The 13,313-nt window shown below is 61.1% G+C and carries 12 protein-coding genes and 1 tRNA gene; 7 read left to right on the top strand and 6 right to left on the bottom strand.

The window, feature by feature from the left end; translation table 11 throughout:
• Positions 1-57: 57 nt before the first annotated feature.
• The 3 genes from M1D88_RS04035 to M1D88_RS04025 form a co-directional block, all read right to left on the bottom strand.
• Positions 58-603: an AMIN-like domain-containing (lipo)protein gene (locus M1D88_RS04035; protein ID WP_458113302.1), complete on the bottom strand. Its 546-nt coding sequence runs from the start codon at positions 601-603 to the stop codon at positions 58-60.
• A 296-nt stretch (positions 604-899) separates the two neighbouring features.
• On the bottom strand, positions 900-1,205 hold the full coding sequence (locus tag M1D88_RS04030) for a DUF4193 domain-containing protein (RefSeq protein WP_309108736.1): 306 nt from the start codon (positions 1,203-1,205) through the stop codon (positions 900-902).
• A 180-nt stretch (positions 1,206-1,385) separates the two neighbouring features.
• Entirely contained in the window at positions 1,386-1,607 is a 222-nt protein-coding gene (locus M1D88_RS04025; RefSeq protein ID WP_458113301.1) for a hypothetical protein, read from the bottom strand.
• Positions 1,608-1,747: 140 nt separating this feature from the next.
• Between M1D88_RS04025 and M1D88_RS04020 the strand changes: the two genes are divergently transcribed.
• Positions 1,748-2,095, top strand: a complete 348-nt coding sequence (locus tag M1D88_RS04020; RefSeq protein ID WP_458113300.1) for a hypothetical protein — start codon at positions 1,748-1,750, stop codon at positions 2,093-2,095.
• Positions 2,096-2,101: 6 nt separating this feature from the next.
• Here M1D88_RS04020 and M1D88_RS04015 read toward each other — a convergent pair.
• A tRNA-Thr gene (locus M1D88_RS04015) sits at positions 2,102-2,175 on the bottom strand.
• Positions 2,176-2,376: 201 nt separating this feature from the next.
• Positions 2,377-3,267 (bottom strand): DsbA family protein, encoded by an 891-nt coding sequence (locus M1D88_RS04010; protein WP_458113299.1) that lies wholly within the window; start codon positions 3,265-3,267, stop codon positions 2,377-2,379.
• 268 nt (positions 3,268-3,535) lie between these two features.
• Between M1D88_RS04010 and M1D88_RS04005 the strand changes: the two genes are divergently transcribed.
• From M1D88_RS04005 to M1D88_RS03990, 4 genes are all read left to right on the top strand, one after another.
• Positions 3,536-4,936, top strand: coding sequence for an alpha,alpha-trehalose-phosphate synthase (UDP-forming) (locus M1D88_RS04005; protein ID WP_458114420.1), 1,401 nt, complete (start codon positions 3,536-3,538; stop codon positions 4,934-4,936).
• The gene (otsB, locus tag M1D88_RS04000) at positions 4,926-5,813 is read left to right on the top strand and encodes a trehalose-phosphatase (protein ID WP_458113298.1); all 888 of its coding nucleotides are present in this window, start codon (positions 4,926-4,928) and stop codon (positions 5,811-5,813) included. The genes M1D88_RS04005 and otsB overlap by 11 nt, the downstream gene beginning before the upstream one ends.
• Positions 5,814-6,023: 210 nt before the next feature.
• Positions 6,024-7,106, top strand: coding sequence for an ABC transporter ATP-binding protein (locus M1D88_RS03995; RefSeq protein WP_458113297.1), 1,083 nt, complete (start codon positions 6,024-6,026; stop codon positions 7,104-7,106).
• Positions 7,107-7,342: 236 nt separating this feature from the next.
• Positions 7,343-8,761, top strand: coding sequence for a DUF4032 domain-containing protein (locus M1D88_RS03990; protein ID WP_458113296.1), 1,419 nt, complete (start codon positions 7,343-7,345; stop codon positions 8,759-8,761).
• Between the two features lie 63 nt (positions 8,762-8,824).
• On the opposite strand, the gene M1D88_RS03985 is transcribed toward M1D88_RS03990, so the two are convergent.
• Positions 8,825-10,165 carry an FAD-binding oxidoreductase gene (locus M1D88_RS03985; RefSeq protein WP_458114419.1) on the bottom strand — a complete coding sequence of 447 codons (1,341 nt, stop codon included), beginning with the start codon at positions 10,163-10,165 and terminating at the stop codon, positions 8,825-8,827.
• Positions 10,166-10,508: 343 nt separating this feature from the next.
• Here M1D88_RS03985 and M1D88_RS03980 point away from each other — a divergent pair, with 343 nt between their 5' ends.
• Both M1D88_RS03980 and M1D88_RS03975 read left to right on the top strand, forming a co-directional pair.
• On the top strand, positions 10,509-12,269 hold the full coding sequence (locus M1D88_RS03980; protein ID WP_458113295.1) for a glycoside hydrolase family 13 protein: 1,761 nt from the start codon (positions 10,509-10,511) through the stop codon (positions 12,267-12,269).
• A 3-nt stretch (positions 12,270-12,272) separates the two neighbouring features.
• Positions 12,273-13,307 (top strand): LacI family DNA-binding transcriptional regulator, encoded by a 1,035-nt coding sequence (locus M1D88_RS03975; protein ID WP_458113294.1) that lies wholly within the window; start codon positions 12,273-12,275, stop codon positions 13,305-13,307.
• Positions 13,308-13,313: the final 6 nt, after the last annotated feature.

Genomic DNA, 13,313 nt, shown 5'->3' with positions numbered 1-13,313 from the left:
CCCGCCAGGGCTCGTCGTGGTTGGCAGTGCGTCGTCGCCTGCTGTCCGGTTATCGGATCACCAGAAATGCGCGACGTCGACGACAAGGCGGGAACCGGCGCCCGGACCGTCCAGGGTGAAGACGCGGAACGGAAGCCGCGCCCGGACACCCAGGCCAATGCTCGTGTAGCCTTCAAAGCTTCCTGCAAAAACTACTTGCCGGAAGGTCTGGTAGCCCGAGACATTGGAGAGTTCAGCCTTGGCTGGCGGGTTATAGGTTGGGTTGTTGTTCTGATCGTAGGACGGAGCGTTGACCGTAGCCTGGATCCTCGCGCCGCCGTTTACCGGAATGGTAAAACCGGAGCCATCTTGAACAACTGCTGGGACGTAACTCACCGTATAGCCGGCGACCGGACCGTTGAGGTCAACAACCAGCCGGTCAAAGCAATAGTGGCGCCCCGTCCGGACGTTGGTGACAGACGCGGTGCTCATTGCCGGATTGGATTCCGTCGTTGACCCCCACACCTGCCCGCAGTATGCAGCAGCCGAGGCGGGCCCCGGTGCCAATAGGCCTAGCCCGGCTGCCATAAGAATGGCAACGAGCCACGCATGAATTTTTTTCATTTGGGCCACCCCCTCGAGTGAATTGGATACCTCAAGCGTAGGAGCGGAAAGCGCGGCAGCCGAGGGATGTATCCGCTTCGGCACCTAACCGTTAACAGCAGGTTTTGATGGTCACAAGCCTGTAATGAACCGGGCGGTTTGGGCCCCCAATGACCCTTTCCTGCCCGCCTTTATGACCGTTTTCGTTACCTCGAATAACGACGACGAAGCGCCGGCGTCCTCGATGGACGGCCGGCGCTTGTGCTGTTGCTGTTTAGTTTGGGAAAGGTGCAGTCCGTGACCGCTGTTGCGGCCTTCTAGCCTTCGCAGTCGCGGCAGTACTTCATGCCGTTCTTTTCAAGGGCAACCTGTGACCTGTGACGGACCAGGAAGCAGGACGAGCAGGTGAATTCATCCGACTGCTCGGGTACAACAATGACCATCAGTTCTTCGCCCGAGAGATCAGCGCCGGGAAGGTCAATGCCCTCGGCCGTATCATTCTCGTCGACGTCGATCACAGCGGTCTGCGCGCCGCCGCCACGAGACGCCTGAAGGGCCTCCAGCGATTCAGCGGGGGATTCTTCTTCTGTCTTGTTGCGTGGGGCGTCGTAATCGGTAGCCATAGCGGGGGTTCACTTTCGTTGCTGCGCAGCGCCATTTCAGGCACCTCAGTGAAGCAGTTTAGGCCATTATCACGTGAGTTGAAGAATAGTGTGTTCAACCCAACAAATTACGTCGGCAGAAGACAGTTTAAGTCGCAAAGCCCGGGCGCCGAACATGGTGGCAACTCTCGCCTCAGACGGTCACTCCTCAGGAGCGTTGACCGCTGCTTCATGGGCCTTCCTGGCATGGTCCCCAGCCAGCGATACACCACTGAGCGCCGGCAACCATGCCCAGCGGGTGACGTCGGCCAGTTCCGCGTAAGACCTGCCTTCCATGGCGGGGCCGGACAGGGCCGGCGCCGTATCCCGCTCGACCAGGGACTGCAACCATGACCGCGTCCGCAGCAACGTCCTTTTCGTCATGCTGACCAAACTAGGGCCGAATTATTGTGGGGACGTTTCCGCACGATCTCCCCAGGGTTACATCCCCGCACAGAAGGTTTAGCTTTGGATAAGGGACTCGAACCGCTGGTACACCTATACGGAACGCTGGAGGCAAAGCGATGGCCGTCAAGCTGAACAAGAGGGCACTGGAGCACGCGCGCAGCCTCATCAAGAAGGGGAAAGTCGAACGGGATATCCGTGACGACTGGAGCGAGCATGCGCCTTCCACTGATGACGACAACAAGTACCTCGACAAGCACGGTTTTGACGACTTCGCGAAATGGCATCTGGGACTTGACGGCGAGAAATCCGAGGGCACAAAAGGGAGCGTCAGCTTTCCCTTCGGCGACTTTAAGAAAGCCCACCGTTGCGCGATCATCTCCCTTGAGAGCCGCGCCGCACAGTACGACCACGATGTCATCGCCAAGGCAGCGAAAGAGTTGCTTGAGCTGATTGACGGGGAGTAAAAAGTGAGCCCCCTGTCGGATTCGAACCGACGACCCCCGCTTTACAAGAGCGGTGCTCTGGCCAACTGAGCTAAGGAGGCGTTGCGCCGTCATATTCGACAGGCCGTCAGAAACAGTCCGTCAATTCGGCGCTAGACAAGGTTATCCCACGGACGGGCTGCAGGTAAAAACGGGGCCGGCCTGAGGTTCAAGAACCGCGGGGTAAAACGATAGGCCCAGCTCCGGAATCTTCCGAAGCTGGGCCTCTGCCCGGGCTAGTGCCCAGGATCGAATCCCTCGGGTTAGCCCTTGGCGTCGATCGCTGTCTGAACAAACGGGATGAGGTCGACGTTCGCGCTGTCTCCCTTGCCCCACTGCTTTCCATCAACAAATGCGGTCGGAGTTCCCGTGACGCCTGTTGCTGCGGCCGCCTGCGTCGCGTACTTCACGTAAGGACGGAATACTTTGTTGTCGACACAGCTGTCGATGTTCTTTGCCCCCACATCGGTGGCAAGCTTCTTCAGCTCGTTGTCAGAGAGGCCGGCTCCGCCTTCAGCAGGCTGCTTTTCGAACAGCGTGTTAAGGAAGTCCGCGTATTTCTCGGGGGACTCGTTGACTACACAGGCGGCGGCATTGGCAGCGCGTGAGGAATAGTTGGTGGTCGACTTGCTGTCCAGGAAGCCCAAGGGACGGTACTCCAGGCTGATCTTCCCTTCGTTCCGGAGGTTGGTGAGGTCGGCGCCGTACGTGTCCTCAAACCTCTTGCAGACGGGGCAGATGAAGTCGATGTAGACCACAACTTTTACGGGCTTGCCTGCTTCTGCGTCAGCGCCCGGGGCTTTGATTTCCGCAGGCGGTGTAGCCGGGGCCGCCGGGATGTCAGCAATGTTGACGGTTGCGGGATCCGACTTGGCAACTTCTGTATTGGCCAGCAGGGTGACACCGCCATGCACGTTTGCGTTGGCAGGGGTTGGTCCTTGGTCCGCAATGGGAGTGTTGTCCCTCATCGACGTTGTGATAACCAGGGCCACCACGGCCAGAATGGCCACAACGGCAACCACGATGCCCCAGCCGATCAGCAGGCGGTTGCGTTTGTCTTTCGCCATCTGTGCCTCACGGATCTTGCGGGCATTCTCGCGTGCCTCAGCAGTGCGTTCTGCCTTGGACTTCCGGACTTCGTTTGCGGGGCTCATTAAGTTCCTCGTGTCGATCGGGTCCGGGGACCACCCGGTAGCAACTTCACTATTTTAGGCGAGAAAGCTGGGAGCTTGCACTTTCAAGTTTCTCCTCCACGTTCCCAACGGACGAATAGCTCCGAAGATTCCGTGCAAGTAGGGTGGATTTGAGCCACAACAACCCCAGGGAGCACCAATGCACAGACCTGCACGCGGGACAGACGATGCACAGGCAGGTGGCGCGCCGTCCGGAAAAGGCCGGGCATCTTCCGCTAAATACGACTTCATGGTGGTGTCCAACCGCCTGCCGGTGGACCGCTGCCCCAAGGAAGACGGCGACGGCTGGCGGCGCTCTCCCGGCGGACTTGTCACGGCATTGGCCCCGATGATGACCAAGACCGAAGGTGCCTGGGTGGGATGGCACGGAGCACCTGATGAAACCGTCCAGCCGTTCAGCCACGACAACATGGACCTGATTCCCGTACAGCTGAGCGAGGACGACGTCGAGCTGTATTACGAAGGCTTCTCCAATGCGACACTGTGGCCGCTGTACCACGATGTCATTGCCCCGCCGGAGTTCCACCGTACCTGGTGGGACGCCTACCGCAGAGTCAACCGCCGGTTCGCCGACGCCGTCGTGCGTCACGCCGGACACGGGGCCACTATCTGGGTGCAGGACTACCAGCTTCAGCTGGTTCCCCGCCTGCTCCGGGAGGCCAGGCCCGATCTGCGGATCGGCTTTTTCAACCACATTCCGTTTCCCCCGCCCGAGATCTTCGCCCAGTTGCCTTGGCGCCGTGCGATCATCGACGGCCTGCTCGGTGCGGATCTGGTGGGCTTCCAGAGAAACAGCGACGCCGGAAACTTCATGCGGTCCGCACGCCGGTTCCTTGGTGCGAGCGTTAAGCAGCAGCAGGTCCATGTAAAGGGCGGCGACGGCGAAATCACCCACATCGCGCGCGCCCAGGCCTTTCCCATCTCCATCGATGTCAAGCACATCGGCGAACTTGCAGCCAAGCCGGAGATCGTTGAACGTGCCCGCCAGATCCGGCGGGACCTGGGCAATCCGAAGATCATCATGCTCGGCGTCGACCGTCTGGATTACACCAAGGGGATCAGGCACCGGCTGAAGGCCTACGAGGAACTGCTGAACGAAGGCAAGGTGAAGGTGGAGGATGCCACCCTCATCCAGGTGGCAAGCCCCAGCCGTGAACGGGTGGAGCACTACCGGCTGCTGAGGGAGGAAGTCGAAGGCACCGTTGGCCACATCAACGGAACCTACGACACCATCCAGAACACAGCCGTCCGCTACCTCCACCACAGCTACCCGGTAGAAGAGATGGTGGCGCTCTATCTGGCCGCCGACGTGATGCTTGTTACGGCGCTGCGTGACGGCATGAACCTGGTGGCAAAGGAATACGTCACGGCACGCACCAACAATGACGGCGCCCTGGTGCTCAGTGAATTCGCCGGTGCGGCCGACCAACTGAAGCAGGCCCTCCTGATGAACCCGCACGATATTGACGGACTCAAAGACACCATCATGCGGGCCGTGAACATGACAGAGAAGGAAGCCGCGAGGCGGATGCGCTCCATGCGCCGTCAGATCCTTGACCACGACGTCGATCATTGGTCTGCGGACTTCCTGCGCGCGCTCAACGAGAAAGTAATCCGCGATGACTCCTGATCCCATTCAGCCCGATGCCGCTGACTCCCCAGCCGCAGGCAAGGCACAGCTCACCCTGGCTCCGGAGCTCCTGGATGCCATCCGCCGGATTGCCTGCACCGACCACCTCCTGGTTGCCATGGATTTTGACGGCACGATGGCACCGCTGGTGGACCATGCCGACGACGCCCGCGCCCTCCCGCAATCGGCAGCCGCCTTCGCGGCACTGGCGGCCCTCCCCCGCACCAGCACTGCACTGATCTCGGGCAGAGCGCTCGACAGCCTCCGGGCCGTGGCATCACCGCCCGCTGAAACCCTTTTGATCGGAAGCCACGGGGCAGAGGCCTGGCTGGGCCCGGACTCTGCACAACTGACCCTCGACGCGGAACAGCGTGACCTCCTCGCTGACGTCCGAAGGATCCTGGAAGAGATCGTCGACGTCGCTCCCGGAACCCTGCTTGAAGACAAGCCTGCCGGGGTCGTGCTCCATACGAGGCTGGCTTCGGACGACGTCGCCGAAGACGCTGTTGCCGCCGCCCGGGCGGCACTTCAGGACCGGCATGGTGTCTACCTGAAAAACGGCAAGCGCGTCCTGGAGACGTCCGTGGTCCATGCCTCCAAGGGCGAAGGCGTGGAGTTCCTGCGGCAGTCCTCAGGCGCTACAGCCGTGGTTTTTGTGGGGGACGACACCACGGACGAAGACGCCCTGGGCCGGCTTGTCCCCGGCGACCTTGGTGTCAAAGTCGGCTTCGACTTTACGCAGGCGGAGTTTCGGGTGGAGGCCCCCGTCCACGTAGGAGAGTTCCTTGAGGCGCTCCTTCGGGAAAGGACCCGATGCCTGGCCCTCGGCGCTGATCCGGAAAGTGCCGCAACGGACAAGCCGGACAACGCCGGGTAAGAGACCTCACACGTGACATTCGTAACATTTATGACCGAATTCACTTTTTCTGACATACTCTTCAAGGTGATGTGGCGCACATAACCGTGCGGCGTCACTCGATGCTCCCCGGCTTCCTTTAGCGGAAAACGGGGAGCATATAACTGAATTACATGAACCATTCACTACGGATCGTCCGGCACGTACCTGCCGGTGAAGGGATTGATAACTGTGGCAACAGTTACTTTTGATAACGCTACGCGTCTGTACCCGGGCACAGAGAAGCCCGCTGTTGACAAGCTCAACATTGAAATCGCCGATGGCGAGTTCCTGGTCCTCGTTGGCCCCTCCGGCTGTGGCAAGTCCACTTCCCTCCGCATGCTTGCGGGGCTGGAAGATGTAAATGCCGGCCGCATCCTCATCGGCGACCGCGATGTCACCGATGTTCCGCCGAAGGACCGCGACATCGCGATGGTTTTCCAGAACTACGCGTTGTACCCGCACATGACTGTTGCTGACAACATGGGCTTCGCACTGAAGATCGCCGGCGTTTCCAAGGAAGAGCGCGCCGAGCGTGTTCGCGAAGCCGCCAAGCTTCTTGACCTCGAGCCGTACCTGGACCGCAAGCCGAAGGCACTGTCCGGCGGCCAGCGCCAGCGTGTTGCCATGGGCCGTGCCATCGTGCGTAACCCGCAGGTGTTCCTCATGGATGAGCCGCTCTCCAACCTGGATGCCAAGCTCCGTGTCCAGACCCGTACCCAGATCGCATCCCTGACCCGCCGTCTTGGCGTCACCACCGTATACGTGACCCACGACCAGGTTGAGGCCATGACCATGGGCGACCGCGTTGCTGTTCTCAAGGACGGTCTGCTGATGCAGGTCGACACCCCGCGCAACCTCTATGACAAGCCAAAGAACGTTTTCGTTGCAGGCTTCATCGGCTCCCCCGCCATGAACCTCCTCGAGCTCCCCGTCGTCGACGGCGGCGTTCAGTTCGGTGGAACGGTTTACCCCGTTCCCCGCAACGTCCTCGAAGAGGCACACGGCAGCACCGTTACGTTGGGATCCCGCCCTGAAGACCTCGAGACGGCCCCCGCCGGCGAAGGCCTCAAGGTTGAAGTGGACGTCGTCGAAGAGCTCGGTGCCGATGCCTACGTCTACGGCCACACCACGCTTGACGGCAAGGACCACGACATCGTGGCACGCGTCGACGGCCGCCGCCCCCCGATGAAGGGCGAGGTCATCTACGTCCGGCCGCAGTCGGGCCACGTACACCTGTTCGACACCAAGACAGGCGATCGTCTGGGCGCCTAGTCCCCACCGGTTCCCTAACCTCGCTCCGCTTCGGCCAGGGAACCCTGCCGGCGTGGGCCCATCCACCGGTTCCCTAACCTCGCTCCGCTTCGGCCAGGGAACCCTGCCGGCGTGGGCCCAGGAAAAACAAAATGAACGACGGCGGCCCTCCTCACCGGAAGGCCGCCGTCGGGCGTTAACGCCTGTTCCTGACCAGGATTTAGGCTCGCTGGCCCTCTCTACGGAAGAATTGCTTCATGACCGAGGAAAACAATGCCCAATGGCACGACGAACCGACCGACTACGGCCAGATCGGGAAGCTGCCTCGGTTCCAGGCGGCCAGCGCGAATGATGAAAAACACGCAGGCGTATCGAGTTCCCTGAGCATTACCGCTGCAGCCGCCGACCCCGAGCTCTTGGACCTTCCGTGGCACATTGCGTTGGAGGAATGGCCGGCGGAGAATCTCGCGGCCCTCCCCCGGGGCATCTCGCGGCACATTGTACGCTTCGCACACCTCGGTCATTCGGTCATCGCCATCAAGGAGACCTCCGAACACGTCGCCCGCCACGAATATCACATGCTCCGCAAGCTCGCCCGGCTCGATGTCCCTTGCGTCGAACCCGTTGCGGTCATCACGGGCCGCACCACCCCTGACGGCAGGCCGCTGAACCCGGTGCTTGTCACGCGGCACCTGAAATTCTCGATGCCATACCGGGCCCTGTTTTCGCAGATGCTCCGAAAAGACACCCTCACCCGCCTCATTGATGCCCAGGCACTTCTGATGGTGCGGCTTCACCTCATCGGCTTTTATTGGGGCGACGTTTCGTTGTCGAACACCCTGTTCCGCCGTGACGCAGGCGCTTTTGCTGCTTACCTCGTGGATGCTGAAACCGGGGAACTCTATCCTGACCTCTCCACCGGGCAGCGCGAGTACGATCTCGAAATTGCCAGGGTGAATATCGCCGGAGAACTGATGGACCTCCTCGACGGTGGCCTCATCGAAGACAAGGTGGACCCGGTCGCCACCAGCGAGCTCATTATGGACAGCTACCGCCGGCTCTGGGCAGAACTCACTGAGAAGGAATCCTTTGAACTCGGCGAGCGGTGGCGGGTGGGCGCACGCATCAGGCGCCTGAATGAACTTGGTTTTGATGTGGAGGAATATGCCATCAAGACCACCCAGAACGGCTCAACCATCCAGCTGCAGCCCAAGGTAGTGGATGCCGGCCACCATCAGCGCCGCCTGCTGCGCCTCACGGGCCTGGATGCCCAGGAAAACCAGGCCCGCCGCCTCCTCAACGACATGGACACCTTCCGCGCGGACAACAATCCCGGGATGGACGAGGAATACAGCGCCCACCTTTGGGTCAGCCAGATCTTCGAACCGATCGTCCGCTCCATTCCCCGGGATCTCTCAGGGAAGCTGGAGCCGGCCGAGGCGGTTCACGAGGTCCTGGAGCACCGCTGGTACATGTCCGAAAAACAGGAGCGCCACATACCGCTGGCCGAAGCCGTTCAGTCCTATATTGACTCCATCCTGCGCCATCGCCGCGACGAGGCAGCCATCATGCTGAATCCCGATACCGAGCTTCTGAAAATCCTGGAAGTGGAAACTGAAGAATCACGGTACGGTGCCGACGAATCCATCGACGAATATCCCGACGTTGACGACTGACTAAGATCGCAACGGCCTTTCGATCCACGGAAGTTTTAGCACTAGCGGGTTAAGTGGAATGGCTTAGATGGCCTTGCCGGGGTTGAGGATTCCCAAGGGGTCAAAGAGCTCTTTGATGCTGTGCTGGAGCTTGCGCAGCGGTTCGGGCTGCTCGAGCCCGAGCCAGCGCAGTTTGTACTGGCCGATCCCGTGCTCTCCGGTGATGGTTCCCCCCATGGCCAAGGCCACGGAGATGGATTTGTCCAAGGCCTCGTTCAGCCGCTTCATGTCATCCTCGCCTACGGAGGCATCCGTCCGTTCCACCCAGAACGTCGGATGAAGATTGCCGTCCCCTGCGTGGGCCACGACCTTGAGCATCACGTTGAACTCTGCGGCCATCAGCTCCAGGGCGGCTACATAGTCCACCAGTCTCGAGCGCGGAACAGCCACGTCTTCGCCAACCCTGTATTCGTCGTCCACCTCAGCGCCGCGGCTGTGGCGCCTCAGGGCCACCAGCCTCTCGGCTTCCTCGCTGAAGGCTGTGCTGACCAAGGCCCCTCCGGCTGTCAGAACATCCCGGATGATTTCGGCTTCCACGGCAGCGCCGAATCCGTCGGTCTGGATCAGGAGCAGGGATCCTCCCCTGGCGCTCAGGTCCGAACCATGGATGGCATCCAGCTGGCGCAGGGTGGCGCCGTCGAGCAATTCCATGATGGCCGGCTGGACCCTCGCCTTACCCACCGCAAGGACTCCGGCTGCTGCGCTTCTGAAGTCGGGATGAAATGAAGCGATGGTTTGAACTTCAGGGGGAAGGTACCTGAGCCGGACAGTCACGCCAACAACTATGCCCAACGTGCCCTCCGAGCCAACAAACAGCCCGGTGAGGTCATAGCCCGCAACGCCTTTGAACGTCTGGTGGCCGGTGTGCAGGAGCGATCCGTCTGCCAGAACGACGTCCAGGGCAAGGACGGAGTCCCTTGTCACACCGTATTTTGCGCACCTGAGGCCGCCGGCGTTGGTCGCAACGTTGCCTCCGATTGTGGAAACCCTGTAACTTGCGGGGTCCGGTGCATACATCAGGCCGTGTTCCGCGGCGGCATCGTTCAGCCGGGAGTTGATAACGCCCGGCTCCACCACGGCTGTCTCATCCTCCGGGTTTAGAGCCAGGATGCGGTCCATTCGTTCAAGGCTCAGGACAACGCAGCCTTCGCTGGCGTGGGCACCGCCGGAGACACCGGTCCCTGCCCCGCGGGCGACGATCGGCACGCCGTGGCTGGCACAGAGGCGGACCACTGTTTGGACGTCATCAACGGATTCCGCCCATACAACGGCCACCGGAAGGTGGTAATCCAGCACCGGTGCCTGATCCACCGCAACAGCAGCGAGGGACGAGTCGTCCGAGGCTACCTTCCGGGGATCCAGCATGCTCCGCAACCCTTCAATAATCGTGGACACACTGCCTCGCTTCCTGTCACAACCCGGACTCCAGTCTAAACCGCGCCCGGGCACCAAAGCGGAAGACCCCGTCACGTCACTGACCAAGCTCCAAATCGCCTGCAAACGCTTCCACTATTTGGCAATAAAACAGGTCGACAGGAATGTTTATCTGTTTATTCCTGAAGTTGAACCTTGACGATCTTCAGTCGCTATTTTGCCGTGTTTCAGGGGAAATAATCAGTTTGCTTCGCGTCGAAAATCCATTCATTTGTGTGACGTCGATTACTGGAAGCGTTTTCAGTTTTTTCGTGAGGAGGTCTACCATCGATGCATGTCAGTCGACTCTCTACTTCAGACGCCCGCTCCTCTCGCAGGACCCCTGACCCTGATTCATGGGAAAGACGAGGCTCCGGGGTGGTGGCGTTCCGCCGTCATCTATCAGGTGTATCCGCGATCGTTCCGGGACCTGAATGGCGACGGAATCGGAGACATCGCGGGAATCACCGCCGAGCTCCCGCAGCTCGCCGATCTCGACGTCGACGCCGTGTGGTTGTCACCCTTCTACAGGTCCCCCCAGCGGGATGCCGGATATGACGTCAGCGACTACTGCGACGTGGATCCCCTCTTCGGGACGCTCACCGACTTCGATGTAATGATTGCAGAAGCCAACCGACTGCATCTGCGCGTCATTGTGGATCTTGTCCCGAATCACTGTTCTGACCAGCATGTAGCCTTTCAGGCCGCGCTTGCATCCGCTCCCGGCAGCCCCGAACGGGACATGTTTATCTTCCGGGACGGGAATGGCGCTTCGGGCGAAGAGCCGCCGAACAACTGGGGGTCCCACTTCGGCGGACCTGCCTGGACCCGAGTCAAGGAGCCGGACGGCACTCCCGGACAGTGGTACCTCCACCTCTTCGACTCTTCCCAACCGGACTTCAACTGGGATAACCAGGCGGTCCATGAAGAATTCGAACGGGTCCTGCGTTTCTGGCTTGACCGCGGCGTCTCGGGCTTCCGCGTTGATGTTGCGCACGCGCTCGTCAAAGCACCCGGACTTCCGGATTGGGGAGGCAGGGCGGACGGCGGCAGCTCGGATGGATTCCCTGGCCATGAAGCCCCAATGTTCGGGCAGCCTGCGTTGCACGCCATTTATCGCAGGTGGCGCCAGATCCTGGAAAGCTACGGTCCGGACAGGATCCTTTGCGCCGAGGCCAATGTTGATCCGCTGCCGCGTCTGGCTGACTGGGTCCGTGCCGACGAGATGCATCAGGCCTTCAACTTCCCCTATCTTCACGCGGGGCTTGATGTCCACCGCCTTCGCGGCGTCATCACAGAATCGCTGCTCACCCTCGACGCCGTGGGTGCCCCCAGCACCTGGGTCCTCTCCAATCATGACGTCGTCCGCCACGCCAGCCGCTTCGGTTACAACGGCCCTGGACCCCGGGACGGAGACGGCATAGGGGTCTGGGATCACCAGCCCGACGAAGCCCTGGGCCGCCGTCGTGCAGCCGCAGCATCCATGTTCATGCTGGGCCTTCCGGGTGGCGCCTACCTTTATCAGGGTGAGGAACTCGGACTCCCCGACGGCATCGACATCCCCGATGCCCAGCGGCAGGATCCCACCTTTGCCCGGACCGGCGGAGCAAGACTGGGCAGGGACGGCTGTCGCGTACCCCTGCCTTGGAGTGCAGAGGAGCCGCACAACGGCTTTGGCAATGGGCAGGAGCCTTGGCTCCCCCAGCCCGAAAGCTTCAAGCAACTGGCCCGCGATGCTCAGGCTGCATCCCCATCGTCGCACCTGAACCTGTACCGCCGCATGCTTTCCACTCGACGGGAACTGGGGCTCGGCGCCGGTTCCCTGTCCTGGTTGGAGAATTACTGCACTGCCTCATCCCTCGCCTACCTCAATGGCAGCACGCTGGTCGTGATGAATCTCAACCACGAGCCCCTGGACTTGCCGGGGGGAAGGGTGCTTCTGCGTAGCGGGTCTGCTGCACCTGTAAGTGACCAGTCCCTTGCCGACCTCGGACATCGGCTAGGCTCAAATGAAACTGTTTGGATGAAGATCACAGTCGAGGACGCGGAGAACTAGAGTATGGCCGGCATTAAGGACGTAGCGGAACGGGCCGGCCTCTCCATCGCCACCGTTTCCCGCGCCCTGAGCGGGAAGGGACCTGTCTCCTCCCGCAGCCGGGAACGCGCCCGGGCTGCCGCCGCCGAGCTGGGTTTCGTGCCTTCCTATCATGCCTCCAGCCTCGCCTCCGGACGGAACCACAATATAGGCGTGGTGGTTCCGTCCGTTCACCGCTGGTATTTCTCCTCGGTGATGGAAGGCATTTCAGCGACCCTGATCGACGCCGGTTACGACCTCACGCTGTACAACGTCAGTGAAGGGCCCAAGCATCGCCACAGTGTCCTGAACGACTTCCTCCTGCGCAAGCGTGTGGACGGCGTCATTGCGGTAGCTCTCAAGCTAAGCGAAGCCGAGATCCGCAAGCTGCTCGCCGTCCACAGACCGCTCGTTGGCATCGGCGGAACACTGCCCGGGGCCGCCAGTATCAGGATTAATGATTTTGACCTCGCGGCGGACGCCACCAATCACCTGATCCGCTTGGGCCATACCAGGATCGCGCATCTGACGGGTGGATCCGCTTATGAGCAGGATTTTGAACTGCCCGGCACCAGGCAAAGGGGATATGAGAAGGCTATGCGGGATTCCGGCCTCGCTGTTCGCCCTGAGTGGCATATCCCGGCCGATTTCACCATCCAAGGTGGCTACGCCAGCGCGCGGGCACTCCTAGGAAGCATGGCGGAACGCCCCACAGCTATTTTTGCCGCGTCCGATGAAATGGCTATCGGGGCAATTCTTGCTGCCCGCGATTTCGGCCTCCGTATCCCTTATGACCTTTCCGTCATCGGCTTCGACGGCCACGAGCTCGGGGAGGTGTTTGGCCTGACCACCATTGACCAGGGCGCACGGGACCAGGGTTCCCTTGCTGTTAACATGCTGCTCTCGGGGCTCGAGGGCGATGCCGGCCACGTCGCCGCCGAGGCCGAGTATCCTGCAAAGTTCCTGATCAGGTCCAGCACCGCGGTTCCCCCGGAGGATTCTCCGCGCACCCGCCACTAATTTGTT

The sequence above is a fragment of the Arthrobacter sp. R1-13 genome, assembly GCF_054161475.1.
This window is presented reverse-complemented; position numbering and strand designations above follow the sequence as displayed.